At 73.4% G+C, this 24,603-nt stretch carries 22 protein-coding genes; 8 read left to right on the top strand and 14 right to left on the bottom strand.

All coding sequences use genetic code 11. The features are described 5' to 3' along the window. Positions 1 to 26: 26 nt before the first annotated feature. From ABT129_RS25230 to ABT129_RS25185, 10 genes are all read right to left on the bottom strand, one after another. A complete protein-coding gene (locus ABT129_RS25230; RefSeq protein ID WP_351905752.1) occupies positions 27 to 1,370 on the bottom strand; it encodes a sulfate adenylyltransferase subunit 1 in 1,344 nt (447 codons plus the stop codon). Next, a complete protein-coding gene (gene cysD, locus ABT129_RS25225) occupies positions 1,370 to 2,305 on the bottom strand; it encodes a sulfate adenylyltransferase subunit CysD (protein WP_351905749.1) in 936 nt (311 codons plus the stop codon). The genes ABT129_RS25230 and cysD overlap by 1 nt, the downstream gene beginning before the upstream one ends. Next, entirely contained in the window at positions 2,302 to 2,883 is a 582-nt protein-coding gene (gene cysC / locus ABT129_RS25220; RefSeq protein WP_351905747.1) for an adenylyl-sulfate kinase, read from the bottom strand. Before cysC ends, cysD begins: the two co-directional genes overlap by 4 nt. Next, positions 2,883 to 3,590, bottom strand: coding sequence for a phosphoadenylyl-sulfate reductase (locus ABT129_RS25215; RefSeq protein WP_351905744.1), 708 nt, complete (start codon positions 3,588 to 3,590; stop codon positions 2,883 to 2,885). Before ABT129_RS25215 ends, cysC begins: the two co-directional genes overlap by 1 nt. Beyond that, positions 3,587 to 3,766: a hypothetical protein gene (locus ABT129_RS25210; protein ID WP_351905741.1), complete on the bottom strand. Its 180-nt coding sequence runs from the start codon at positions 3,764 to 3,766 to the stop codon at positions 3,587 to 3,589. The genes ABT129_RS25215 and ABT129_RS25210 overlap by 4 nt, the downstream gene beginning before the upstream one ends. Continuing rightward, on the bottom strand, positions 3,763 to 5,460 hold the full coding sequence (locus ABT129_RS25205; protein WP_351905738.1) for a nitrite/sulfite reductase: 1,698 nt from the start codon (positions 5,458 to 5,460) through the stop codon (positions 3,763 to 3,765). The genes ABT129_RS25210 and ABT129_RS25205 overlap by 4 nt, the downstream gene beginning before the upstream one ends. A gap of 136 nt (positions 5,461 to 5,596) precedes the next feature. After that, positions 5,597 to 5,680: a putative leader peptide gene (locus tag ABT129_RS25200; protein WP_349817346.1), complete on the bottom strand. Its 84-nt coding sequence runs from the start codon at positions 5,678 to 5,680 to the stop codon at positions 5,597 to 5,599. Positions 5,681 to 5,822: 142 nt separating this feature from the next. Next, positions 5,823 to 6,392, bottom strand: coding sequence for a GNAT family N-acetyltransferase (locus tag ABT129_RS25195; protein WP_351905735.1), 570 nt, complete (start codon positions 6,390 to 6,392; stop codon positions 5,823 to 5,825). 105 nt (positions 6,393 to 6,497) lie between these two features. Further along, entirely contained in the window at positions 6,498 to 7,790 is a 1,293-nt protein-coding gene (locus ABT129_RS25190; RefSeq protein ID WP_351905732.1) for a GAF domain-containing protein, read from the bottom strand. A 382-nt stretch (positions 7,791 to 8,172) separates the two neighbouring features. Then, positions 8,173 to 9,831, bottom strand: coding sequence for an acyl-CoA dehydrogenase family protein (locus ABT129_RS25185; RefSeq protein WP_351905729.1), 1,659 nt, complete (start codon positions 9,829 to 9,831; stop codon positions 8,173 to 8,175). A gap of 17 nt (positions 9,832 to 9,848) precedes the next feature. On the opposite strand from ABT129_RS25185, the gene ABT129_RS25180 reads away from it, so the two are divergent. Further along, positions 9,849 to 10,973: a YihY/virulence factor BrkB family protein gene (locus ABT129_RS25180; protein WP_351905726.1), complete on the top strand. Its 1,125-nt coding sequence runs from the start codon at positions 9,849 to 9,851 to the stop codon at positions 10,971 to 10,973. A gap of 23 nt (positions 10,974 to 10,996) precedes the next feature. Beyond that, the gene (locus ABT129_RS25175) at positions 10,997 to 11,743 is read left to right on the top strand and encodes a helix-turn-helix domain-containing protein (RefSeq protein WP_351905723.1); all 747 of its coding nucleotides are present in this window, start codon (positions 10,997 to 10,999) and stop codon (positions 11,741 to 11,743) included. On the opposite strand, the gene ABT129_RS25170 is transcribed toward ABT129_RS25175, so the two are convergent. Next, entirely contained in the window at positions 11,671 to 12,093 is a 423-nt protein-coding gene (locus ABT129_RS25170) for a VOC family protein (RefSeq protein ID WP_351905720.1), read from the bottom strand. The two genes, ABT129_RS25175 and ABT129_RS25170, sit on opposite strands and share 73 nt — an antisense overlap. 366 nt (positions 12,094 to 12,459) lie before the next feature. Between ABT129_RS25170 and ABT129_RS25165 the strand changes: the two genes are divergently transcribed. The 5 genes from ABT129_RS25165 to ABT129_RS25145 all read left to right on the top strand — a co-directional run bounded on the left by ABT129_RS25165 (position 12,460) and on the right by ABT129_RS25145 (position 18,454). Further along, positions 12,460 to 13,137: a response regulator transcription factor gene (locus tag ABT129_RS25165; protein ID WP_351905718.1), complete on the top strand. Its 678-nt coding sequence runs from the start codon at positions 12,460 to 12,462 to the stop codon at positions 13,135 to 13,137. Further along, on the top strand, positions 13,134 to 14,594 hold the full coding sequence (locus tag ABT129_RS25160; RefSeq protein WP_351905715.1) for a sensor histidine kinase: 1,461 nt from the start codon (positions 13,134 to 13,136) through the stop codon (positions 14,592 to 14,594). Before ABT129_RS25165 ends, ABT129_RS25160 begins: the two co-directional genes overlap by 4 nt. A gap of 61 nt (positions 14,595 to 14,655) precedes the next feature. Next, positions 14,656 to 15,549 (top strand): endo alpha-1,4 polygalactosaminidase, encoded by an 894-nt coding sequence (locus tag ABT129_RS25155; protein ID WP_351905712.1) that lies wholly within the window; start codon positions 14,656 to 14,658, stop codon positions 15,547 to 15,549. Positions 15,550 to 15,820: 271 nt separating this feature from the next. Continuing rightward, positions 15,821 to 16,936: a ribosome small subunit-dependent GTPase A gene (rsgA, locus tag ABT129_RS25150; RefSeq protein WP_351905709.1), complete on the top strand. Its 1,116-nt coding sequence runs from the start codon at positions 15,821 to 15,823 to the stop codon at positions 16,934 to 16,936. Between the two features lie 126 nt (positions 16,937 to 17,062). Then, on the top strand, positions 17,063 to 18,454 hold the full coding sequence (locus tag ABT129_RS25145) for a bifunctional transcriptional activator/DNA repair enzyme AdaA (RefSeq protein ID WP_351905706.1): 1,392 nt from the start codon (positions 17,063 to 17,065) through the stop codon (positions 18,452 to 18,454). Here the strand turns inward: ABT129_RS25145 and ABT129_RS25140 are convergent. The 3 genes from ABT129_RS25140 to ABT129_RS25130 form a co-directional block, all read right to left on the bottom strand. Continuing rightward, complete coding sequence (locus tag ABT129_RS25140) at positions 18,390 to 18,788, bottom strand: PPOX class F420-dependent oxidoreductase (protein WP_351905703.1); 399 nt, start codon at positions 18,786 to 18,788, stop codon at positions 18,390 to 18,392. The genes ABT129_RS25145 and ABT129_RS25140 overlap by 65 nt on opposite strands. Positions 18,789 to 18,894: 106 nt before the next feature. Beyond that, on the bottom strand, positions 18,895 to 19,377 hold the full coding sequence (locus ABT129_RS25135; RefSeq protein ID WP_351905700.1) for a DUF456 domain-containing protein: 483 nt from the start codon (positions 19,375 to 19,377) through the stop codon (positions 18,895 to 18,897). Between the two features lie 200 nt (positions 19,378 to 19,577). Next, positions 19,578 to 20,561: a helix-turn-helix domain-containing protein gene (locus tag ABT129_RS25130; RefSeq protein ID WP_351905697.1), complete on the bottom strand. Its 984-nt coding sequence runs from the start codon at positions 20,559 to 20,561 to the stop codon at positions 19,578 to 19,580. A gap of 233 nt (positions 20,562 to 20,794) precedes the next feature. Between ABT129_RS25130 and ABT129_RS25125 the strand changes: the two genes are divergently transcribed. Beyond that, a complete protein-coding gene (locus ABT129_RS25125; RefSeq protein WP_351905694.1) occupies positions 20,795 to 24,556 on the top strand; it encodes a S8 family peptidase in 3,762 nt (1,253 codons plus the stop codon). The last annotated feature ends 47 nt before the right edge of the window (positions 24,557 to 24,603 follow it).

Below are 24,603 nucleotides of genomic sequence, written 5' to 3'. Positions count from 1 at the left end.
GTCGAGTAGATGTCGGTGACCATGATCTAGAAGTCCCACCCTTCCTCGTCCGCGACGACCGCGACGGCCTTGGCGGTGGCGAAGGACTCGCCCGCCATGCCCGCCGCGAGCGTGGTGCCGTCCGCCGGGTCGATCAGCAGGAACGAACCGGTACGGCGCGAATCCGCGTACGCGTCGAGCGCGAGCGGCTCGGCCGTGCGCACCACGACACGGCCGATGTCGTTGGCGACCAGCTGACCCGGGTCCGGGTGCTGGGAGAGATCGTCCAGGGTCAGCCGCGAGGGGATCTCCTTGACGATCGCCTTGACCGTGCGGGTGGTGTGCTTGAGCAGCACCCGCTGGCCGACGGCGAGGGGATGGTCCGCCACGTGGCAGACCGTCGCCTCGATGTCCTGGGTGGTGGCCGGTGCGTCACCGCTCGGGGCGAGCAGGTCGCCGCGCGAGACGTCGATGTCGTCGGCGAGCCGGATCGTGACCGACTGCGGGGCCCAGGCGATGTCCACCGACTCGCCGAGCGCGTCGATGCCGGCGATCGTGGAGGTCCTCCCCGAGGGCAGGACGGTGACCTGCTCGCCGACCCGGAAGGCACCGGCCGCGATCTGACCGGCGTAGCCCCGGTAGTCGGGGTGCTCGGCGGTCTGCGGGCGGATCACGTACTGCACGGGGAACCGCGCGTGGCAGGCCCTCAGGTCGTGGCTGACCGGGACGGTCTCCAGGTGTTCGAGGACCGTCGGGCCGCCGTACCAGTCCATGTTCGCGGAGGGCTCCACGACGTTGTCGCCGGCGAGCGCCGAGATCGGGATCGCGGTGATCTCCGGGACGCCGAGCTCGGAGGCGTACGTCGTGAACTCCTCGGCGATCGCGGCGAAGACGGGCTCCCGGTAGTCGACCAGGTCCATCTTGTTCACGGCCAGGACCACGTGCGGGACGCGGAGCAGCGCGGCGACGGCGGCGTGCCGGCGGGTCTGCTCGACGACGCCGTTGCGGGCGTCGACGAGGACCACGGCCAGTTCGGCGGTGGAGGCGCCGGTGACCATGTTCCGGGTGTACTGCACGTGCCCGGGGGTGTCGGCGAGGATGAAGCGGCGGCGGGGCGTCGCGAAGTAGCGGTAGGCCACGTCGATGGTGATGCCCTGCTCGCGCTCGGCCCGCAGACCGTCGGTCAGGAGCGCCAGGTCGGGCGCCTCCTGGCCCCGGGAGCGCGAGGCGTGCTCCACGGCCTCCAGCTGGTCGGCGAGGACCGACTTGGAGTCGTGCAGGAGCCGGCCCACCAGGGTGGACTTGCCGTCGTCGACGGAGCCGGCGGTGGCGAAGCGCAGCAGGGTGGTGGCCGCCAGCTGCTCGGACAGCTGCTCGGTGGACGTGCTCATTAGAAGTACCCTTCGCGCTTGCGGTCTTCCATCGCGGCCTCGGACATCTTGTCGTCGGCGCGGGTCGCGCCCCGCTCGGTGAGACGGGAGGCGGCGATCTCGGCGATGACGGCGTCCAGCGTGGTGGCGTCGGAGTCGACGGCGCCGGTGCAGGACATGTCACCGACGGTGCGGTAGCGGATCAGCCGCGTCTCGACCGTCTCGGACTCCTTGGGGCCGCCCCAGTCGCCGGCCGTCAGCCACATGCCGGCGCGGGCGAACACCTCGCGCTCGTGGGCGAAGTAGATCTCCGGGAGGTCGATCTTCTCGCGCTGGATGTACTGCCAGACGTCGAGCTCGGTCCAGTTGGAGAGCGGGAAGACCCGGACGTGCTCGCCGGGCGCGTGCCGGCCGTTGTAGAGCTGCCACAGCTCGGGGCGCTGGCGGCGCGGGTCCCACTGCGAGAACTCGTCGCGGAGGCTGAACACCCGCTCCTTGGCGCGGGCCTTCTCCTCGTCGCGGCGACCGCCGCCGAAGACGGCGTCGAAGCGGTGCTGCTGGATCGCCTCGGTCAGCGGCACGGTCTGCAGCGGGTTGCGGGTGCCGTCGGGGCGCTCGCGCAGCTTGCCGGCGTCGATGTACTCCTGCACGGAGGCGACGTGCAGCCGCAGGCCGTGCCGGGCGACGACGCGGTCGCGGTACTCCAGGACCTCGGGGAAGTTGTGTCCGGTGTCGACGTGCAGCAGCGTGAAGGGGACCGGCGCCGGGGCGAAGGCCTTCAGCGCCAGGTGCAGCATGACGATGGAGTCCTTGCCGCCGGAGAAGAGGATCACCGGCCGCTCGAACTCCCCCGCCACCTCACGGAAGATGTGGACGGCCTCGGACTCCAGGGAGTCCAGGTGCGACAGCGCGAACGGGCTGCCCGTGGTGTCGTGGACATGAGCGACAGTGGTCACAGCAGACCCTTCTCGGTGAGCAGCGCGTGGAGCTGCGCCGCGGACTCCTGCACGGTCTGGTTCTGGGACTCGATCCGCAGATCGGGCGTCTCGGGTGCCTCGTACGGGTCGTCGACGCCGGTGAGCCCGCTGATCTCGCCCGCGGCCTGCTTGGCGTAGAGCCCCTTCACGTCACGGACGGAGCAGACCTCCACCGGCGTGGCCACGTGCACCTCGACGAAGGCGGTGCCCTCGGCGTGGTGCCGCTTGCGGACGGCCTCGCGGCTGTCGGCGTACGGCGCGATGACCGGGACCAGGACCTGCGTGCCGTGCGAGGCGAGCAGTTCGGCGACGAAGCCGATCCGCTGCACGTTGGTGTGCCGGTCCTCGCGGGTGAAGCCGAGGCCCGCCGAGAGGAACTCGCGGATCTCGTCGCCGTCGAGGATCTCGACACGGTGGCCCTCGTCGCGCAGCCGGCCCGCCAGCTCGTACGCGATGGTGGTCTTGCCGGCGCTCGGCAGGCCGGTGAGCCAGATGGTGGCACCGGTCACGTGGTTCTCCCGGGAGGTCTCTGAAGAGGGGTGGGGGGTCGTCGTCATCAGCCGTGCAGTCCGCACTCGGTCTTGCCCCGGCCCGCCCAGCGTCCGGCGCGGGCGTCCTCGCCCTCCAGGACGCGGCGGGTGCAGGGGGCGCAGCCGACGGAGGCGTACCCGTCCATGAGGAGCGGGTTGGTGAGGACGCCGTGCTCCGTGACGTACGCGTCGACGTCGTCCTGCGTCCAGCGGGCGATGGGGGAGACCTTGACCTTGCGGCGCTTCTCGTCCCAGCCGACGACCGGGGTGTTCGCCCGGGTCGGGGACTCGTCGCGGCGCAGGCCCGTCGCCCAGGCGCGGTAGCGGGTCAGGCCCTCTTCCAGGGGCTTGACCTTCCGCAGCGCGCAGCACAGGTCGGGGTCGCGGTCGTGCAGCCTCGGACCGTGCTCGGCGTCCTGCTCGGCCACGGTCCGTCGCGGCGTCAGGGTGATGACGTGGACGTCCATGACGGCGTCCACGGCGTCGCGGGTGCCGATGGTCTCCTCGAAGTGGTAGCCGGTGTCCAGGAAGACGACGTCCACGCCGGGCCGGACCCGGGAGGCGAGGTGGGCGACGACCGCGTCCTCCATGGAAGAGGTGACGCAGAAGTCCTCGCCGAAGGCGTCGGCGGCCCACCGGAGGATCTCCAGCGGGGAGGCGTCCTCTAGATCGCGGCCGGCCTGTTCGGCGAGTGCCTTGAGGTCGGCCGTGGTGACGTCCTGGGCGATCGTCATATCTCGTCCCTTCCAGGGGTGTTGCCCGAAGTCCCGGGGGCGAGCAGCCCCAGGAACTTCAGCTGGAAGGCTCGGCTGCACGCGGCGCATTCCCAGGCGCCGTGACCCTGCTCGTTCGGACGCAGGTCCTCGTCGCCGCAATAGGGGCAGTGGAACGGTGCGGCACGCTCGCTCATGACAGCGCCTCCTCGGAGGCGCGGGCCGCCCAGGTGGCGAAGCGCTCGCCGGTCTCGCGCTCCGCCTGGAAGCGCTTGAGGACCCGCTCCACGTAGTCGGGGAGCTCGGTCGCGGTGACCTTGAGGCCGCGGACCTTGCGGCCGAAGCCGGCCTCCAGGCCGAGCGCGCCGCCCAGGTGCACCTGGTAGCCCTCGACGCGGTTGCCCTCGTCGTCCAGGACCAGCTGTCCCTTGAGGCCGATGTCCGCGACCTGGATGCGGGCGCAGGCGTTTGGGCAGCCGTTGATGTTGATCGTCAGCGGCTCGTCGAACTCCGGCACGCGGCGCTCCAGTTCATCGATGAGCGAGGCGCCGCGCGCCTTGGTCTCGACGATCGCGAGCTTGCAGAACTCGATGCCGGTGCAGGCCATGGTGCCGCGCCGGAACGGCGAGGGGGTGACGCGCAGGTCCAGCGCCTCCAGAGCGGCGACGATCGATTCGACCTGCGCCTCCTCGACGTCGAGGACGAGCATCTTCTGCTCGGCGGTGGTGCGGACCTGGCCGGAGCCGTGGGCCTCGGCGACGGCGGCGATCTTCGTCAGGGTGGCGCCGTCGACGCGGCCGACGCGGGGCGCGAAGCCGACGTAGAACCTGCCGTCCTTCTGCCGGTGCACACCGACGTGGTCGCGCCAGCGGCCGGCGGGCTGCTCGGGGGCGGGGCCGTCGGTCAGCTTGCGGTGGAGGTACTCGTCCTCCAGGACCTGGCGGAACTTCTCCGGGCCCCAGTCGGCGACGAGGAACTTCAGGCGGGCGCGGTTGCGCAGCCGGCGGTAGCCGTAGTCGCGGAAGATCGAGATGACGCCCTCGTAGATGTCCGGGACCTCGTCGAGGGAGACCCAGGTGCCGAGGCGGACGCCGAGCTTGGGGTTGGTGGAGAGACCGCCGCCGACCCAGACGTCGAAGCCGGGGCCGTGCTCCGGGTGGTGCACGCCCACGAAGGCGATGTCGTTGATCTCGTGCGCCACGTCGAGGAGCGGCGAGCCGGAGATCGCGGACTTGAACTTGCGGGGCAGGTTGGAGAAGTCCTTGTTGCCGACGATCCTGCGGTAGATCTCGTCGATGGCGGGCGTGCCGTCGATGATCTCGTTCGCCGCGATGCCGGCCACGGGGGAGCCGAGGATGACGCGCGGGGTGTCGCCGCAGGCCTCGGTGGTGGACAGGCCGACCGCCTCCAGGCGGTTCCAGATCTCGGGCACGTCCTCGATGCGGATCCAGTGGTACTGGACGTTCTGCCGGTCGGTGATGTCGGCCGTGCCCCGGGCGAACTCCTCGGAGATCTCGCCGATGACCCGCAGCTGCTCGGTGGTCAGCCGGCCGCCGTCGATGCGGACGCGGAGCATGAAGTACTCGTCGTCCAGCTCCTCCGGCTCCAGAACGCCCGTCTTGGTGCCGTCCAGACCCTGCTTGCGCTGGGTGTAGAGGCCCCACCAGCGCATGCGTCCGCGCAGGTCGTTGGGGTCGATGGAGTCGAAACCGCGCTTCGAGTAGACCGTCTCAATACGTGTCCGTACGTTGAGACCGTCGTCGTCCTTCTTGAACTGCTCATTGCCGTTCAGGGGGGTGAAGTGCCCCACGGCCCACTGACCCTCGCCACGGTGGCGCCCGGCCTTGCGGCGGGCGGCGGCGGGGGTGGGGTTTTCCGGGGTGGCGGCCATGGCGTTTTGTCCTTCGGGACTGCGAGAGGGCGGCTCTGACCTGCACACTGGCGCTCAGGTCGGAGGGTGGCGCGTCAGTGCGCAGCAGGGCGGGGCAGAGTCGTACTGAAAGGAGATCGCGGCGGTGCTGGTTCTCTCAGCGCACCGGACAGATGGCGCTGGACATACGGCCCAGGTCGACGTGCCGCCGACTCACCAAGGCAATTCCAGTTCCAGACATGACGGAAGCGTGTCATGGGACTTTGGACCCAGTCCAGCATCGTCCAGGATGCGGACATAGTCGTCTCGCTTGTCGAGATGGTGTGGTGTGGGTCACGCGAAAGGGGCCCTGACCAGGGCCCCTTCGGTGGTTCTCGGTGGACTCAGGCGTGGGCGCCCGGCCACGGACCGGGCGTCTCGGTCTCCTCGGTCTCCTCGACCTTGGTGTCGAACAGCCGGAAGCCGCGCCGCTCGTAATTGGCCATGGCGTGCGGCCCGTCGAGCGAGCAGGTGTGCAGCCAGACGCGCTTCGTCGCCTCGCGCTCCGGCCACCGCTCGGCCAGGTCCCAGGCCCGGGCCACCCCGTACGAGAGGAGGTGGCCGCCGATGCGGCGTCCCCGGAAGGCCGGGATCAGGCCGAAGTAGACGATCTCCACCGTGCCGTCGTCCTGCGGGTCCAGCTCCACGTACCCGGCCGGCGTCCCCCTGTCGTACGCCACCCAGATCTCGGCGCCCGGCTTCTCCACGATCTCCTGCCACTGCTTGTAGGTCAGCGACAGCCGGTCGGCCCAGCGGATGTCGCCGCCGACCGCGGTGTAGAGGAAGCGGCTGAACTCCGCCGAGGGCACCTCGGCGCGCCGGACCGCGATGTCGTCGCCCTCCGGCGGGGTGGCGGGGACCAGGTCGGCCGGCGAGGTCTGTTCGAGGGACCAGGTGGTGAGAGTGATGCTCATGGGGTCATCGCATCATGCGGAGCGCCGGATTCCCATAGCGGGCCCCGCCCCGCGGGCCCCCGGCAGGACGGCCGTCCGCATGGTGGACACGTCCGGACCGGGCCGCTACCCGGGCGCCCCCGCCCGTACCGCCGGCGCCAGCGAGTGGGGCAGCAGGTCCGCCGGGCGCTCCGGGCGCAGGACCTCCACCGCGACCTCCTCGCGGAAGCGGTACGGGCGGTGCGCCAGGACCCCGGCCAGGTTCCGGCGCACCCGGGACATCTCCGCCCGTACGGTCACCGTCCGCGTCCGGTCCCCGAAGACGTCGTCCGCCAGCTCCGCGGCCGTCCGCCCGTCCCGGTGCACCGCCAGTACATAGAGGAGCTCCGCGTGCCGGGGACTCAGCTCCTGCTGCCAGCTGCCCGCCGCCCCCGAGACGGACACCGTCCAGCGGCGCGGCCGGCTCAGGTCGAGCACCACCCGGCTCGCCGCCGCCGCGCCCGGCTCCTCGGTCGGCGTCTCCTCCTCGACCCGCAGCAGCCAGCCGCCGGGCAGCGGCTCCACCGCGCACACCCCGAGCGAGGGCAGCCACATCCGGCCGGACCGGAACGACTTCGGCAGCGGGATCCGGTCCACCGGCGCGAGCCCCGTCACCGCCGCCGTCCAGCCGTGGGTGTCCACGGCGATCGCCCGGCCCCCCACCCGGCAGAGGATCGGCGCGGCGACCGCGCGCAGCCGCTCCACCGATCCGCGGTGCCGCTCCCGCATCTCCGCCTCGGCGAGCTGGGCCACCGAACCGACCAGGGCCAGCATCGCCGGATGGAAGGTGGACGCGGGGCCGCTCACGTCCAGGATGCCGAGCAGCCGCCGGTCGCGCGGATCGTGCACGGGCGCGGCGGCGCAGGTCCAGTTGTGGAGCGTGTGCAGGTAGTGCTCGGCGGAGTGCACCTGCACCGCCCGCCCCATGGCGAGGGCCGTCCCGACCGCGTTGGTGCCGGTGGCGTGCTCGGTCCAGGCCGCGCCCTCCTCCAGACAGATGCCGTTCGCCTGCCGCAGGACCGAGAGGTTCCCCTGCCGCCACAGCACCCGGCCGTGCTCGTCGGTGACCACCATGATCTGCAGGGAGGTGTCGGCGATGCCGGCCAGTCCGCGGCTCAGCGTCTGCATGACCTCGGAGAGGAGCGTGGTCCTGCGCCGCTCCTCCAGCTCGTCCCGCTGCAGCAGCACACTGTTCGTGCCCTGGTCGGGGTCGAGCCCGAGCCGGGCCATCCGCTGCCAGGACGCGTCGATCACGGGGCGGGGGGCGATCGGAGGCGTACGGCCCGCCAGGGTCTCCTCGCGGACCCGGTGCAGCAGCCGAGTGGCCTGGGCGGCGTCCATGGTGGCGAGGCGCTTCATGTCGAGCTGCGTGTTCTTCATCGGTCTCTCCCAGCCACCCGGGGTGCTGTATCGGTTCTGCACAGGGCAGATGTCCGGAGTGTCGGTGCCCATCGTGCCGTTCGGAACCGCCCGGCGAGGCCCGGTTCGGGTAATCCTGCAACCCTTTGCAACTCTGTTCGCCGAGGGGCCCCCTGGGGGAAGCTGGTGAGAGCGGCGGGTGGTGCCGTGTCGGCGCAGCACCACCCCCGCTTTTCCGCGCGCGCCGACCCCCTGCGGTCCACCCCTGGTGCGCGCGGGACAGCTTCCCGCGACCCCGGCGCACGCCCCTCGGACGCGCGCCCGGTCGCCCTCTCCGCGGACGCGCCCGGTCGTCTCCCTCAGGCCTCCGCCCGCGACCCCGGCGCGCGCCCGGTCGTCTCCCTCAGGCCTCCACCCGCGCCCGTTCCACCAGCGCCCGCAGGTCCAGGGTGTGCGGCAGCGTCCCGAACGCCGCGCCCCCGTCCCCGCCCAGCCGCGCCGCGCAGAACGCGTCCGCGACCTCCGGCGGCGCCCACCGCACCAGCAGCGCCCCCTGGAGGACGAGCGCCAGCCGCTCCGTCAGCCGCCGCGCCCGCGCCTCGATCCCCTCCAGGTCCGCCAGTTCGACCAGGAGCCCCCGGATCGCCCGGTCGAGCCGGTGGTCCGCGCCCCGCGCCGCCCCGACCTCCCGCAGCAGCGCGTCGAGCGCGGCGGGCTCGGTCCGCAGCGCCCGCACCACGTCGAGCGCCTGCACGTTCCCCGAGCCCTCCCAGACCGAGTTGAGCGGCGACTCCCGCAGCAGCCGGGGCATCCCCGACTCCTCCACGTACCCGTTGCCGCCCAGGCACTCCAGGGCCTCCGCGACCATCGGCGTACACCGCTTGGTGACCCAGTACTTCGCCGCCGGCACGGCCATACGGAGCAAAGCGCGCTCCCGTTCGGCTTCGCTGCCGCCGGCGGTCTCGGCGGCGTCCTGGGCTGATGCGAGACGCATGGCCAGGACCGTCGCCGCCTCCGACTCCAGGGCCAGGTCGGCGAGGACGTTCCGCATCAGCGGCTTCTCGATCAGCGGCCCGCCGAACGCGTCGCGGTACGCGCAGTGGTGCAGGGCCTGCGCCACCGCCTGCCGCATCAGCGCCGCCGAACCGAGGACGCAGTCCAGCCGCGTCGCCGCGACCATGCCCATGATCGAGCGCAGCCCGCGCCCCTCCTCGCCGACCCGGCGCGCCCACGTCGTCCCGTCGAACTCCACCTCGGCGGAGGCGTTCGAACGGTTCCCCAGCTTGTCCTTGAGCCGCTGGATCGCGAAGGCGTTGCGCGAACCGTCCGCGAGGACCCGGGGCACCAGGAAGCAGGTGAGGCCCGCCGGGGCCTGTGCCAGGACCAGGAAGGCGTCCGACATCGGGGCCGAACAGAACCACTTGTGCCCCGTCAGGGCGTACTCCCCGTCGGCCGCGAGCGGGCGCGCCTCCGTCGTGTTCGCCCGGACGTCACTGCCGCCCTGCTTCTCCGTCATGGCCATCCCGAGCAGGACGCCCGGCTTCTCCGCGACCGTGCCCAGCGCCCGCTCGTACACGTGCGAGGTGGCCGCCGGCTCCCAGACCTCCGCGAGCTCCGGCTCGGTGCGGAGCGCGGGCACGGCGGCGTGGGTCATCGACACGGGACAGCCGTGCCCCGCCTCCACCTGGGACATGACCAGGAACCCGGCGGCCCGCCGCACATGACCACCCGGACGGCCCCACGCGTCGGTGAGTCCGGCCTCCACCGACTTGCCGAGCAGCCGGTGCCAGGCAGGGTCGAAGTCGACCTCGTCGACGCGGTGGCCGTACCGGTCGTGGGTCCGCAGCCGCGGCGGGTTCTCGTTCGCGCGCGCCCCCCACTCCTGGACCTGCGCCGAACCGGCGGCCCGGCCGAGGACGACCAGCTCCTCCCGGGCCTCCGTCAGGACCTCCGGCGCGAGGTGCCGTTCGACCGCCTCCGCCAGCGCCCGATCGCTCGTGAAGACGTCGTGTCCCACCAGGGGAGGAGGCTGGTTGGTCACGGTGTGGGTGGTCGCTGCCATGCCGATACGGTAAGCAGGTGCAGGCAGCAAGCGAAACACCCGAACGGCCCGAGCGGCGGCCCTGGAGCAGGCTCCACCGCGCGCGCGTCCTCTACCGCAACGTCTCGAAGCGGAAGATGGTCTGGCTGCTCCTCAAGGACACCGTCAACTCGTGCATCGAGTACCGGATCCTCGGCCTCGCCGCCGAGGCCGCGTTCTTCACCCTGCTGTCCCTGCCGCCGCTGCTCCTCGGTCTGATCGCCCTCCTCGGCTACGCCGACGACTGGACGAACACGGACACCGTGGCGAGCATCCAGGAGAACATCCTCCGCGCCGCCGGAACGGTCCTCTCCGACCGGGGCGTCGAGGACATCGCCAAACCGATCCTGGACGACGTGACCCAGGGCAAACGGGCCGACCTGATCTCCCTCGGCTTCGCCATCGCCCTCTGGTCCGGCTCGCGCGCGGTGAACGTCTTCATCGACACCATCACCGTCATGTACGGACTCGACGGCCACCGCGGCATCGTGAAGACCAGGCTGCTCGCCTTCCTGCTGTACATCGTGGCCCTGCTCATCGGCGCCGTCGTGCTGCCCCTCGCGGTCGTCGGCCCCGACCGGGTGGTCGAGCTCGTCCCGTGGGGCACGGAGGTCGTGTCCGTCCTGTACTGGCCGGCCGTCATCCTGCTCTCCATCGCCTTCCTCACCACGCTCTACCACGTGTCCGTGCCGGTGAGATCGCCCTGGATCGAGGACATCCCCGGCGCCCTCGTCGCGCTCGGGATGTGGGTGCTCGGCAGCTTCCTGCTGCGCATCTACCTCACCAGCCAGGTCGAGGGCCCGACGATCTACGGCTCCCTCGCCGCCCCCATCGCCGTCCTCCTCTGGATCGGCATCTCGGCCTTCGCCGTCCTCGTCGGCGCCGCCGTGAACGCGGCCATCGACCGCGTCTGGCCCTCCGTCGCCACGGCCGCGGCCCGCGAGGCCAACGAGCGGGCCCGCGCCGTGCAGGCGGCGGAGCTCGTCGCCCGGGTCCGGGCCGAGGCGGACGACGTCGACGAGGACGACCCGGACATGCCCTCCGAGTTCCCCGAGCGCTGGTCGAGGTTCCTGCCCCCGGACGACGTGAAGGCCCGCCTCCACTCCGGCTGGGAGAAGGACTGAGGCCGTACCGCTAGGTTGGAGGGGTGTACGAGGAGCGCCCCGCCCTGCTCGACGGAGCCGTCCTGTGGACCCGGACCGCCGCCCCCGCCACGGAGGGCACCCGGCCGGTCCTGCCCGACGGCTGCATGGACCTGATCTGGGCCGAAGGCCACCTCCTCGTCGCCGGACCCGACACCCACGCGTACCCGCCGGCCGAGACCGCCGCGCGGTACGCCGGAATCCGCTTCGCCCCCGGTGACGCGCCCGGCTTCCTCGGCGTACCGGCCCACGAACTCCGCGACCGGCGGATCGCCCTCGGCGCCCTCTGGGGCGAGGCCGAGGCGCGACGGCTCGGCGAACGGATCACGGAGGCCCCCGACCCGGCGGCCGCCCTGGACGCGCTCGTACGCCGCCGGGCCGCCGGGGCCCCCGCGCCCGACCCGCTGCTCCGGGCCGTCGTGGCGCGGCTCGCGGCGGGCCGGGCGGTCGCCGAGACGGCCGACGCGGTCGGGCTCGGCGCCCGGCAACTGCACCGGCGCTCGCTGGACGCCTTCGGGTACGGTCCCAAGACCCTCGCCCGCGTCCTCCGGCTCCAGCGCGCCCTCGCCCTGGTCCTGGCCGGCGTGCCCCAGGCCGAGGCCGCGCTCCGCGCGGGCTGCGCGGACCAGGCCCACCTCGTCCGCGAGACCCGCGCGCTCGCCGGTACGACCCCGGGGGCCTATGCGGCGTCCGTGGCGGCGTCGGCGAACAGCGAGACCCCTGACCCGTCCGGGTCGAGGACCACGGCGTAGCGCTGGCCCCAGACGGCGTCCCAGGGCTTCAGATGCCCCCGGTACCCGGCGGCGACCAGCTCCCCGTACACCGTGTCCACGGCCCCCGGCGAGGCGCACCGGAAGGCGAGCTCGATCCGGTTCCCGCCCTCGGGCCGTTGCCACCCGGGGTCGAAGGAGCGCACGACCTCCTCGGTGTCCCAGGCGATCCGCAACCCGCCGGGCAGCGCCACCTCCACGTGCGGGGCGGAGTCGGCGTCGTCCGGGATCTCCAGGCCGAGGCGGCGGTAGAAGGCGAGCGAGGCGGCCATGTCGGAGACGACGACGCCGACGAGGTCGAGACGGGGGGTGGGGTCAGGTGCTGTGTCCATGACGCCACGGTAGGCACGGCGTTCCCGACGGGTCTTGAACGAAACGGACGTCGGCCTCCGGGCCCCGACGGCGGCCCCGGCGCCGTGCGAGCGGCGGACCGACTGTGCCGCCCCGCCGCCCGTGACGGCGGACCGCTGCGCTGTCCCGCCGCCCGTGCGGCCGACCGGCGGTCCCTGCCCCGTCGCCCGTCCGGCCGACCGGCCCTCCGGCGGAATCCGGCCACGCACCGTGAAGATCCGTTCGACTGGCCTGATTAATATGACTTCCCGTCCCGCTCCTCGCGGCCGTCGCGGCCGCCCCTCCGCGGGGCGCTCGTCCTGCCTGCGCCCCCGGGGCGTCGGCGCGAAACCGCAAGGCGGCACCAGATGCGCGTACTCCTCGTCGAGGACGAGACCGACCTCCGCGAGCTCGTCGAGGCCGGCCTGAAGGACGCCGGATACGCCGTCGACGCGGTCGCCGACTGGCCGCAGGCGGACTACCTGCTCGACCTCACGGAGTACGACTGCGTCGTCCTGGACCGGCTCGTCCCCTCCGGGGACACCCTCCGCGCGCTCGACGCCCGCCGCCGCGCGGGCTGGTCCACCCCCGTCCTCTGTCTGACCGCCCTCCACGCCCTCCCGGACCGGGTCGAGGGCTTCCGCGCGGGAGCCGACGACTACCTCGCCAAGCCCTTCGCCATGGTCGAGCTGGTCATGCGCGTCGGCAGCCTCGCCCGGCGCGCCCCGGGCCGCCTGCCCGTCCACCTCACCCACGCGGACCTCGAACTCGACGGCGCCCGCAGGGAGGTCCGCCGGAACGGGATCCTGCTCTCGCTGACCCCCAAGGAGTACGCCGTCCTGCACCACCTCCTGGTCCACCGGCAGAACGTCGTCACCCGCACCGCGCTCGTCGAGCACTGCTGGGACGAGATGGCCGACCCGGTGTCCAACGTGGTCGACGCGGTGATGGCCGGACTCCGCCGCAAGCTCGGCTCCCCACCGCTGATCCGGACCGTCCGGGGCCACGGGTTCCTGCTGGGCGGCCCGGCCGAGGGCAGCGCGTGACCGACCGGGACCGGGCCGCCGGGCCGCGGCGCAGACTGCGCCGACTGCAGCTGCGGCTCACCCTCGCGTACACGCTCACCACCCTCGTCGGGGTGAGCGTGCTGTCCTGGCTGGTGATCCACACGGACGGCCGCTCCTGGCAGGCCGCCGAGTTCGACGAGATGCGCCGGCACGCGACCGTCAGCACCTCGCTGATCTACTACACCGACGAGGGCGTCCAGCTCGACGGCCTCCGCGACGACGAGTCCACCCGGGGCCGCCACCAGGTCTTCGTCCTGCTCCGGCCCACCAGGATCGGCGCGTCCGCCACCGGCGTCGCGGACTCCGGCCCCGGCCGCCCGGGCTCCGCCGGACCCCGGGCGGCCACCGAGCGGCCCGCGGGAGCCGGACCCCGGGCGGACACCGAGCGGCCCGCGGGAGCCGGGGCGCGGGCGGCCGGCCCCGGCGCCCTCGACCGGGTCTTCACCTCCGGCAGCCGGTCCGTCGCCGTCTCCGACGAACGGATCGCCGCCCTGGCCCGTACCGCCATGGACGAGGACGTCACCCTCCGCGAGGAGGTCCCCGCCGGCGACCGGACCGCCTACGCCGTGGCGCGGCCCTTCTACCACGACGAGACCCAGGAGACGACGGGCGCCGTCGTCGTCATCGGGGACCCGGGCCTGCGCATGGCCGAGCACACCCGTCTGACGTACGCGGTCCTCACCGGCTCCGGGGTGCTCACCCTCCTCGCCGCCTTCACCGGCCACCTGCTGTCGGGGCGCAGCCTGCGGCCCGCGTGGCAGGCCCTGGAGGCCCAGGAGCGGCTGCTCGCCGACGCCGCGCACGAGCTGCGCACCCCCGTGGCGATCATGCGGAGCTCGATGGACGTGGCGGGGACGGACCCGGGGAACCTGCCCACCCATCTGCCGCGCATCCGACGCGCCACCGACCGGCTGACCGACGTCGTGGAGAACGTGCTGACCCGGGGCCGGCTCCAGGACTCCGCCGCCTCCTTCAGTCCGGTGCCGCTGCGCCTCGACCAACTCGTCGAGGACGCCTGCGGCGAGCTGCCGCCCGCCCGGCTCACGCTGACGCTGCGCCTGGACGAGGCGGTGGTGGACGCCGACCCCGCCCTGACGCGCGTCGCCGTGCGCAACCTCCTCGACAACGCCCTGCGCCACGGGCGCTCCCCGGGCGATCCGCACGGCGGCGCGGAGATCGACGTCAGCGTGCGCGGCCACACGGTGGCCGTGGCCGACCGGGGGCCGGGCGTGGCGGCCGAGGAGCTGCCCGAACTGACCGAACGGTTCCGTTCGCGCGGGGGCGGCTCGGGCATCGGCCTGTCCCTGGTCCGGGAGATCGCCGCAGCGCACGGCGGGACGCTCACCGCCCGCCCGAGGCCCGGGGGAGGGGCGGTGTTCCTGCTCGCCCTGGGACCGGCGGGACAGGCACGCCACGCCCGTCCGGGCGCCTCATAAATTCCTCACGATCGAACGAGCAGGCTACGGACATCCATTCGCTCCTCGTGCTGGAGAACGTGTGCCGAAGCATTCCCCCACCCCGTTCCACCGCAGGAAGTCCACCCGGGCCGCGCTGGCCGCCGGTGTCGTCACCGCGCTCGGCGCCGGTGTCCTGTTCACCCAGGCCTCCGCCTCGGGCGGCGGCGCCGAGCCCCCCACGGCGAAGGCCTCCGCTCCCGTCAGGGCGGTCGCCGCGAAGGTGACCCCGCCGACCGCGAACCGGCAGTTCGACTACCAGATCGGCAGCGCCTACACCCCGCCGAAGAACGTCGGGATCGTCTCGCGGGACCGCACGGCCAAGCCCGCCGCCGGGCTCTACAACATCTGCTACGTCAACGCCTTCCAGACCCAGCCGGACGCGCTCGACTGGTGGCAGCGGAACCAGCCCGACCTGCTGCTCCGGGATCGTTCCAGGAAGCCCGTCCAGGACGAGGACTGGGGCGAGGTGCTCCTCGACACCTCCACCGCGGACAAGCGGAACCGGCTCGCGAAGATCGTCGGCGCCTGGATCGACGGCTGCGCCAAGAGCGGCTTCCAGGCCGTCGAGCCCGACAACCTCGACTCCTACGAGCGGTCCGGCAACCGGCTGACGAAGCAGCACAACGCCGCCTTCGCCCGGCTCCTGGCCCAGCGGGCCCACGCCGCCGGACTCGCCATCGGCCAGAAGAACACGACCGACCTGCTGCCCGAGCGGAAGACGATCGGCTTCGACTTCGCGGTGGCCGAGGAGTGCGGCCAGTACCAGGAGTGCGAGGCGTTCGCGGCGGCGTACGCCAACCGGGTCTACGTCATCGAGTACACCGGCACCGGCTACAGCAGGGCCTGCTCCGGCTGGGGCGCCAAGCTCTCCGTCGTCCAGCGCGACCTCGACGTGAGCGCCCCCGGCGGCTCGTACCGCTACCGCGCCTGCTGACCCCCCGCTGACCCCGGCGGGGGCGGCCGACCGCCCCCGCCGGCATCCCGAGAAAAACCGGTGGCGCCCGCCGAAGCGGTGCCGCTACGGTTTTCCCCGTACGAGATCGCGAAGATCCACGCGAGAAGACCCACAGGAGGTGTGACCGATGGCTGTCGTCACGACGGGCCTTGCCCTCACGCAGAAGTTCATCCACACCACCTCCGTGGCCACCGGCTGACCTCACTCTTCTCACCCACAGTGCCGGGGCCACCCCTGTGAAGGGTCCCCCTTGTCTTTCCCGCTTTCCCCCGTCACCTCTTCCTCCTCGCTGCTCGACGCCCACGGCTGGGACTCCGGCTGGGCCGCCGCCTTCGCGCCGTACGCCGCCCAGGGGCTCGTCCCCGGACGGGTCGTCCGGGTCGATCGCGGTCAGTGCGACGTCGCGACCGCCGACGGGATCGTGCGCGCCGACACGGCGTTCGTGACCCCGCACGATCCGCTCCGGGTCGTCTGCACCGGTGACTGGGCCGCCGTCGACCCCGAGGGCGTCGGCGACCCCCGATACGTACGGGCGTGCCTGCCGCGCCGGACCGCGTTCGCGCGGTCCACCTCCTCCAAGCGGTCCGAGGGCCAGATCCTCGCGGCCAACGTCGACCACGCCGTCATCACCGTCTCGCTCGCCGTCGAGCTGGACCTCGGCCGGATCGAACGCTTCCTCGCCCTGGCGTGGGAGTCCGGCGCCCAGCCGACCGTCGTCCTCAGCAAGGCGGACCTCGTGCCCGATCCCGTCGGGCTGTCCTACCTCGTCGACGACGTCGAGACCGTCGCCCCCGGCGTGCGGGTGGTGCCCCTCAGCTCGGCCACGGGCGAGGGACTCGACGTGCTCGCCGCGGTGGTCGCCGGCGGCACGACCGTGCTGCTCGGCGTCTCCGGCGCCGGGAAGTCCACCCTCGCCAACGCGCTCGTCGGCCACGACGTCATGACCGTCCAGGCGGCCCGTGACGTCGACGGCAAGGGCCGCCACACCACCACCACCCGCAACCTCTTCGTGCTGCCGGGCGGGGGAGTCCTCATCGACACCCCCGGGCTGCGCGGCGTCGGCCTCTGGGACGCCGAGACCGGCGTCGGCCAGGTCTTCTCGGAGATCGAGGAGCTGGCCGGGCAGTGCCGCTTCCCCGACTGCGCCCACGAGGCGGAGCCGGGCTGCGCGGTGCTCGCGGCCATCGACGACGGCACCCTGCCCGTGCGCCGGCTGGAGAGCTTCCGCAAGCTCCTGCGCGAGAACCAGCGGCTCGTGGCCAAGACCGACGCCCGCCTGCGCAACGAGATCCGTAAGGACTGGAAGCGCAAGGGGGACGCGGGCCGCGCCGCCGGAGAGTTCAAGCGCAGTGGCCGGCTGAGCTAGCCCGTACGCGCGCCCCCGGGGTCCCGCGACCCCGGGGGCGCGCGTGGGGTCCGGCACCACGCACCCCGGGGCACGGTGTCCGAAAACCGCGAGCCCCGGTCGGTCGGCGGCCGCACACTGGAACCCGTGAGGGACGACGACACCCGCTACGAGGCGGTCAGCAGCAGGGACGCGCGGTTCGACGGAGAGTTCTTCTTCGCCGTCCGGACCACCGGGATCTACTGCCGCCCCAGCTGCCCCGCCGTCACCCCCAAACGGCAGAACGTCGCCTTCTTCCCGACGGCCGCCGCCGCCCAGGGCCACGGCTTCCGGGCCTGCCGCCGCTGCCGGCCGGACGCCGTCCCCGGCTCCGCCGCCTGGGACGTACGGGCCGATGTCGTCGGGCGCGCCATGCGGATGATCGGCGACGGCGTCGTCGACCGCGAAGGCGTGCCCGGCCTCGCCGGACGCCTCGGCTACAGCACCCGCCAGGTCCAGCGCCAGCTCACCGCCGAGCTCGGCGCCGGGCCCGTCGCGCTCGCCCGCGCCCAGCGGGCGCACACCGCGCGCCTGCTGCTCCAGACCACCGGTCTCCCGGTGACCGAGATCGCCTTCGCGGCCGGCTTCGCCAGCGTCCGCCAGTTCAACGAGACGATCCGCGCCGTCTACGCCCGCACCCCCACCGACCTGCGCGCCGAGGCGGGCAGCGGCGCGGGAGCCCGGACCGCGCTCGCCGCCGGGGTCCCGCTGCGGCTCGCCCACCGGGGCCCGTACGGGGCCGGCGAGGTCTTCGACCTGCTGGCGGCCGAGGCCGTGCCCCGCGTGGAGGAGGTCGTCGGCCCCCCCGGCGCCCGCACCTACCGGCGCACGCTCCGCCTCCCGTACGGCACCGGCGTGGTCTCCGTCGACGAGCGCTCCGCCGGACGCTGGCTCGACGCCCGGATCCACCTCACGGAGCTGCGGGACCTGACCACCGCCGTGCACCGGCTGCGCCGCCTCTTCGACCTGGACGCCGACCCGTACGCGGTCGCCGAGCGCCTCGGGGCGTCGCCCGGGCTCGCCGCCGAGGTGGCCGCCCGGCCCGGCGTGCGGTCGCCGGGCACGGCCGAACCGGAGGAGTTCGCCCTGCGGACCGTTCTCGGCGCGGCCGAGGCGGCCCGGCTCGTCGAGCCGCACGGCACCCCGCTGGCCACCGCCTGCGGCACCCTCACCCATGTCTTCCCCGAGCCCCGGGCCCTGACCGGCCACCCCGTCGCGGGACCGCTGGCCCGCGCGCTCGCCGACGGAGCCGTACGCCTCGACCCGGGCGCCGACCGCGACGAGGCCGAGGCCGCCCTCCTCGCCGTACCCGGCGTGAGCGCCGGGGCCGCCGCCCTGATCCGGATGCGGGCCCTCGGCGACCCGGACGTGGCCCCGCCGGGCGGACCTGACGCGGAGGAGTGGCGCCCCTGGCGCTCCTACGCCGCCCGCTACCTCAGGACTCCGCCCCGGGGGCCGCGTCCAGCCCCCAGCTGTGGATCCGGCGCGGACGGATCCTGATGACCTCCTCGCTGAAGTGCGGGCCCAGCGCGTGCGGACCCACGAGGAGCTCCGCCTCGCCCCGGATCTCGACGCCCCGCACCCGCCAGGGGCGGACGCTCGCGAGGTCGTCGACGACCAGCGCCACCTTCGGGTTCTCCCGCAGGTTGCGCCACTTCTTCGTACGGCCCATGGCGAGCCCGCCGACCAGGACGGTGCCGTCCTCCTGCGGGAAGAAGCCCACCGGGTTGACCTGCGGCTGACCGGACGGGTCGACGGTGGCCATCCGGGCGAGCTGCCGGCCGCCCGTGAGATAGGCGCGTTCCGCCTCGTCGAAGCCTTCGAAATCCCTCATACGTCCAGCATCCCGCCGCCGGGGTGCGCGGGGGATCGGCAGGGGGACGGATTCCGGCTCCCTCCGGGGTCCTAGGACCCCGGAGGCCTGGGCCGTCCGGGGGATCTCAGCCCCCGAACACCGCGCCCGCCCACGCCCCCACGATCAGCAGACAGGCGAACAGCTCGACCAGCACACTCGTGCCGGCCGCCCGCATCACCGTCCTGGTCGCCGCCCCGGCCTGGCCGTGGCCGCCGAGCCGGAGCCGTTCCGAGAGGTAGATCCCGCCGACGAAGCCCGGGATCGCGCCGACGACCGGGATCAGGAGGAACCCCAGGAACGCGCCCGCCCCGGCGTACGTCACCATCCGCCGGGTGATGCCCACGCCCCGGAAGCGGCGGGGCGGCAGCTGCCAGACGACCACCTGGGTGAGGAGCAGCAGCCCGGTCGTGGAGGCCAGCAGGATCCAGGCGAGGTCGGTCCGCTCGTGGAGCGACCACCAGAGCATCGCCGCCCACACCAGCCACGTCCCCGGCACGCCGGGGGCCAGTACCCCGAACAGGCCGAGCAGCATCACCGTCGCGATCATCAGGAGCTGCCACACACCCACGCAGCCAGGGTCCCCCACAACCGGCGTCCCCGCAGGTCGCGCGCGGCATACGGGGTGCGTTCCGGGCTCGGTCGCGTCCGGGCCGCCCGGTGGTCCGCCCGGGCTCGGTCGCGTACGGCACACAGGCCCCGCGCTCGGTCGCGTACGGCACACGGCCCCGCGCTCGGTCGCCTACGGCAAACAGGCCCGCGGGGCCGGTCTCAGCCCCGGGCGACCCAGCCCTTCTCGTACGCGTGCCAGCCCAGCTGCAGACGGGTCGTCACCCCGGTCAGCTCCATCAGCCCCTTCACCCGCCGCTGCACCGTCCGCAGCCCCAGGTCCAGCTGCTTCGCCACGCTCGCGTCCGTCATCCCGGCGAGCAGCAGCGACAGGATCTCCAGGTCCATCACGTCCGGGCCCGGCGCCTCGTCCTCGGTGATCTGCGCGCCCGCCCCGAGTCTCAGCGGCAGCGCCTCGCGCCACACCGACTCGAACAGGCCCATCAGCGATTCGAGGAGCCCGCTCGCGTGCACGACGATCGCCGCCGGCTCCGCGCCCCGCCCGGTCAGCGGCACCATCGCCAGGTTCCCGTCGGCGACCACCAGCTTCGTCGGAACCCGGTCCGCGACCCGGATCCTCTCCTCACGGCCGAGCGCCGCCGAGAGTTCGAGCAGCCCGGAGGGGAGCGTGAGCACCTCACGCTCGATCACCACCCGGTAGCGCACCCCCCGCCCGGCGGCCTGCTCCTCCGCGTCGTTCTCCATGCCGGAGACCGCGATCGGCTTGCCCGTCACCAGGGCGCAGACCTCCTCCTGCGCGCCCAGCTGGAGCTGCAGGAAGCGGTGGGTGACGGCGCTCGCGCCGGTCACCACCTCCACCAGGTCGTGGACGGCCGCCTCCGCCGCCTCCGCCCGGTACTCCTCGGCGAGCAGCTTCGCCGTCAGCTCCGCCTGCTCCAGTTCGTGCCGCTGCTGGGTGAGCAGCGCGCCCAGGGCGACCCCGGGCGGCGCCGCCACCCACCGGCCGGTCCTGGCCGAGGACTGGGCGGCGAGCCCCTGCGACTCGAGGCGGCGCAGCGCGCGCTCGGTGTCCTGCTCGGGCAGCGCGAGCCGGTGCGCGAGGTCGGTCACCTCGGCCGCGCCCAGCGCGACCAGCGCCCGGTACGCGGACTCCTGGCGCTCGTCGAGTCCTATCGCTCCCAGCATGGATGCCCCACCCCTCGCCGTACCTCCGGCGGTGCGCCCCGGATCTTCCCGGGACATTCACCGGAGGCATTCGTTCCGTTGGTGACCTGGCGGGAAACGGCCACGGCGTATTCCCGCCTTGCCCATCATCCCTGTACCGCCCTCACCTCTGCCAATGTGGCGCCACCGCAGCACCAACAGCCTCCGGAGACGGGTGCCTTGTGCCCTTTTTCCGGAATCAGATGGGGAGAGCGATGCGCCCGATTTCGCGTACGGCCCTGGGGGCGGCGACCGCCGCCGTCCTGGCCGTCACCGCGGTCGCGCCGTCCATGGCGAATGCGCCGCAGGACGACACGGCCGGCAAGCGACCGCTGGTAGGCGGCGAGGCCTCGGCGCGCGCCGGGGACCGGGCCGCCACGGTGACCCTCGTCACCGGGGACCGCGTCGTGGTCACCCGCGACGCCGACGGAAACCCGGCCGCCACGGCCCTGCCCCGCGAGGACGGCACCGTCCCCCTGGTCCAGACCCGCCGCTCCGGCCAGGACCTGTACGTCTACCCCGAGGACGCCACCGCCGCGCTCGCCGCCGGACGCGTCGACGAGGAGCTCTTCAACGTCACCGGGCTCGTCCGCCAGGGCTACGACGACGCCGCCACCACGACGCTGCCCCTCATCGCGGTCTACGGCTCCGACCTCGCCCGCTCCGTCCCCGCCGCCCCGCGCGGCGCCAAGCGCGGCCAGGTCCTCAGGACCGTCGGCGGTGTCGCGCTCACCGCGGAGAAGAAGCAGGCCGCCACGTTCTGGGCCGAGCTCGACGCCCCCGCGGCCCGCTCCGCCGCCGGGATCAAGAAGCTCTGGCTCGACCGCAAGGTCCAGGCCACCCTGGAGCGCTCGACCCGCCAGGTCCACGCCCCCGAGGCCTGGGCCGCCGGCTACGACGGAACCGGCACCAAGGTCGCCGTCCTCGACACCGGCGCCGACGCCGAGCACCCCGACCTCAAGGGCCGGGTCACCGCCTCGGAGAACTTCACCGACTCCGAGACCGCCGGCGACCGCCAGGGCCACGGCACCCACACCCTCTCCACCGTCGGCGGCTCCGGCGCGGCGAGCGGCGGAAAGAAGAAGGGCGTCGCCCCCGGCGCGGCCCTCCTCAACGGCAAGGTCCTCAACGACTCCGGCTCCGGCGCCGCCTCCTGGATCATCGCGGGCATGGAGTGGGCCGTCGCGCAGGGCGCCGACGTCGTCTCCATGAGCCTCGGCAGCCCCGTCCCCACCGACTGCACCGACCCGATGAGCGTCGCGGCCGAGGAGCTCGCCCGGAACGAGGGCACGCTGTTCGTCATCGCCGCCGGCAACGCCGGGCCGACCCTCAACACGGTCTCCTCGCCCGGCTGCGCGCCCAGCGTGCTCACCGTCGGCGCCACCGACCGCGACGACTCCACCGCGTACTTCTCCAGCCGCGGCCCGACGATCGTCACCCACACCCTCAAGCCCGAGATAGCCGCGCCCGGCGTCGCCATCTCCGCCGCCGCCGCCGGCGGCCGGGGCGTCTACGCGTACCAGTCCATGTCCGGCACGTCGATGGCGACCCCGCACGTCGCGGGCGCCGCCGCGATCGTCAAGCAGCGCCACCCCGACTGGACCGCCCAGCAGGTCAAGGCCGCCCTCGTCTCCTCCGCCGAGAGCGACCTCCCCGGCGACGTCCGCGAGGTCGGCGGCGGCCGCCTCGACGTCAAGGCCGCGATCGACCAGAAGGTCCTCGGCGCCTCCGCCGTCCAGGGCGGCACCTTCAACTGGCCGCAGGACAGGAGCGACCGCACCACGGTCTCCCTCCCGTACACCAACACCTCCGGCGCCCCGGTCACCCTGAACCTCGCCGTCGAGAAGGTCACCGGCAACGACGGCTCCCGCGTGCGGAGTTCGGTCGCGCGCCTCGGCAAGCGCACCGTCACCGTCCCGGCCGGAGCCACCGTCAGGGTCCCGCTGGAGCTCGACCCCGCCGCCGGCCTCGACCGCGCCCAGTACGGCGACGTCACCGGCCGCGTGCTCGCCACCGGCAAGGGCGGCGTCCACGTCTCGACCCCCTTCTCCCTCTACGTGGAGCCCGAGACCGTCACCCTCCGCGTCAAGCTGATCGACCGTCAGGGCAGGCCCGCCTCCGGCGCCTCCTCCCTCGACGTCATCGGCACCGACGACGCCAGCGGCGAGCGCCGCTTCAACGAGGGATCCGCCGACCAGGTCTACCGCCTGCGCCCCGGCGCCTACTTCCTCTCCTCCTTCGTCGCCACGCCCGACGCGGGCGAGGGCGCCAGGCTGAACGACTCGCTCAGCTACCTCGGCCGGCCGCAGCTGGAGCTGAGGAAGGACACCACGGTCGTCCTCGACGCCCGCAAGGCCCACAAGCTGTCGGTGACCACCGACCAGGCCTCCGAACTCCGGGGCGCCACGCTCGCGTTCGCCCGCTCCTGGGACGACGCCTGGCTGCACGCCGGCACCGCCGCGGGCCCGCGCACCATCCGCGGCTACTACGCCTCCGTCGAGGGCGCCGCGCACGACGGCGACTTCGAGTTCGGCAGCTACTGGCGGACCGCCGCCCCGCAGATCACCTCGCTGCGGACCACCGACGGTCTGGCCCTGCACCCGCTGACCGCCACCCTCGGCTCGGACAACCTCGACGGCACGGGCTCCGCCCGCCTCGTCGACGCGGGGACCGGCACTCCCGCGGAACTCGCCGCCGCCGGGGTCCGGGGCCGTGTCGCCCTGGTCCGCCTTCCCGACGACTCCAACAGCGCGGGCGTCCTCGCCCGGGACGCCAAGGCCGCGGGCGCCGTCGCCGTCGTGGTCCACCACACGGCCGCCGGCCGCTGGTACCCCTCGGGCGGCTTCGCCGGGCTCGGACTGCCGGTCGTCTCCGTCCCGTCCACCGAGGCGACCGCGCTCCTGGACAGGCTGAGGGCCGGCGAGGTCACCCTCGCCTGGAAGGCCACCGCGAAGAGCCCGTACGTCTACAGCCTCGCCTTCCCCGAGACCGGCCAGGTCCGCGGCGACAAGGACTACCGGGTGCGCGACGCCCGGCTCGGCCGCACGGACTCCACCTACGGCTCGGCCGGCATCACCGCCGACTTCACCGACTTCCCGGCCGCCCGCCGCCCCAACGGCGTCGGCGTCTCCTTCGGCTCGATGGAGACCGTCCCGGCACCCGGCACCCGCACCGAGTACTACTCCACCGGTGACACCGCCTGGCAGCAGATGGTCAACAGCAGCTTCCCGTTCGGGGAGATCATGATCGGCGCCCGTCACACCTACCGGCCCGGCGAGAAGCGCGCCGAGCGGTGGTACGACGACGTCATCGCCCCCACCGCGCCGCGCGACAGCGGTGGCAGGCCGGTCCTCGTCTCCGAGCGGCAGGGCAACCTCATCGGCTTCGCCGACGCCATGTGGGGCGACAGCACCCACCACGCCGAGCAAGGCTCCTTCGGAGACCTCGGCAACCTCCGCCTGAGCCGCGACGGCGAGGTCATCGGCGAGACCGGCTGGCCGTCCGGGGTCTTCGAGGTACCGGCCGAAGCCGGTACGTACACCCTCGAACAGAACACCATGAAGATCGGCAGCAAGGTGTGGGCCCGCTCCACCTCCGTCAACTCGGCGTGGAAATTCACCTCCAAGCTTGACGAGAGCGTCTATTCTCAGGGCATCCCGATTCTCTTCCCCCGGTACGACCTTCCGGAGGACGGACTCAAGACCCTCGCCGCGACCGACGGCCAGCACATCGGCCTCACCGCGACGGGTCACGCGGGCTACACCCCCGCAGCGCTCACCTCGGCCAAGCTCTCGTACTCCTACGACGGTGGTACGACCTGGACCGAAGCGCGGGTCTCTCAGCAGGGCGGCAAGTGGAGCGCGACCGTGAACCACGCGGGCGCGACCGGCAAGCCCGTCACCCTGAGGACCGAACTGACGGACGCCAACGGCAACTCCGTCACCCAGACCGTGGTCCGCGCCTACGACGTGCGCTGATCACGCCGGTCCGCCGGGCGTCCTTCCCGTGGGGGGTGGGGCCGCCC

The sequence above is a fragment of the Streptomyces sp. NPDC002057 genome, assembly GCF_040296665.1.
In the GTDB taxonomy this organism is placed as follows: domain Bacteria; phylum Actinomycetota; class Actinomycetes; order Streptomycetales; family Streptomycetaceae; genus Streptomyces.
Note: the sequence above shows the minus strand (reverse complement) of the source record. Positions and strands in the feature narration are given on the sequence as shown.

What these genes read in the sequence shown, in the direction of transcription:
- ABT129_RS25230 (WP_351905752.1), bottom strand. Translation starts at nt 1,370, where the DNA reads ATGAGCACGTCCACCGAGCAGCTGTCCGAGCAGCTGGCGGCCACCACC.
- cysC (WP_351905747.1), bottom strand. Translation starts at nt 2,883, where the DNA reads ATGACGACGACCCCCCACCCCTCTTCAGAGACCTCCCGGGAGAACCAC.
- ABT129_RS25215 (WP_351905744.1), bottom strand. Translation starts at nt 3,590, where the DNA reads ATGACGATCGCCCAGGACGTCACCACGGCCGACCTCAAGGCACTCGCC.
- ABT129_RS25210 (WP_351905741.1), bottom strand. Translation starts at nt 3,766, where the DNA reads ATGAGCGAGCGTGCCGCACCGTTCCACTGCCCCTATTGCGGCGACGAG.
- ABT129_RS25205 (WP_351905738.1), bottom strand. Translation starts at nt 5,460, where the DNA reads ATGGCCGCCACCCCGGAAAACCCCACCCCCGCCGCCGCCCGCCGCAAG.
- ABT129_RS25200 (WP_349817346.1), bottom strand. Translation starts at nt 5,680, where the DNA reads ATGTCTGGAACTGGAATTGCCTTGGTGAGTCGGCGGCACGTCGACCTG.
- ABT129_RS25195 (WP_351905735.1), bottom strand. Translation starts at nt 6,392, where the DNA reads ATGAGCATCACTCTCACCACCTGGTCCCTCGAACAGACCTCGCCGGCC.
- ABT129_RS25190 (WP_351905732.1), bottom strand. Translation starts at nt 7,790, where the DNA reads ATGAAGAACACGCAGCTCGACATGAAGCGCCTCGCCACCATGGACGCC.
- ABT129_RS25185 (WP_351905729.1), bottom strand. Translation starts at nt 9,831, where the DNA reads ATGGCAGCGACCACCCACACCGTGACCAACCAGCCTCCTCCCCTGGTG.
- ABT129_RS25170 (WP_351905720.1), bottom strand. Translation starts at nt 12,093, where the DNA reads ATGGACACAGCACCTGACCCCACCCCCCGTCTCGACCTCGTCGGCGTC.
- ABT129_RS25165 (WP_351905718.1), top strand. Translation starts at nt 12,460, where the DNA reads ATGCGCGTACTCCTCGTCGAGGACGAGACCGACCTCCGCGAGCTCGTC.
- ABT129_RS25140 (WP_351905703.1), bottom strand. Translation starts at nt 18,788, where the DNA reads ATGAGGGATTTCGAAGGCTTCGACGAGGCGGAACGCGCCTATCTCACG.
- ABT129_RS25130 (WP_351905697.1), bottom strand. Translation starts at nt 20,561, where the DNA reads ATGCTGGGAGCGATAGGACTCGACGAGCGCCAGGAGTCCGCGTACCGG.
- ABT129_RS25125 (WP_351905694.1), top strand. Translation starts at nt 20,795, where the DNA reads ATGCGCCCGATTTCGCGTACGGCCCTGGGGGCGGCGACCGCCGCCGTC.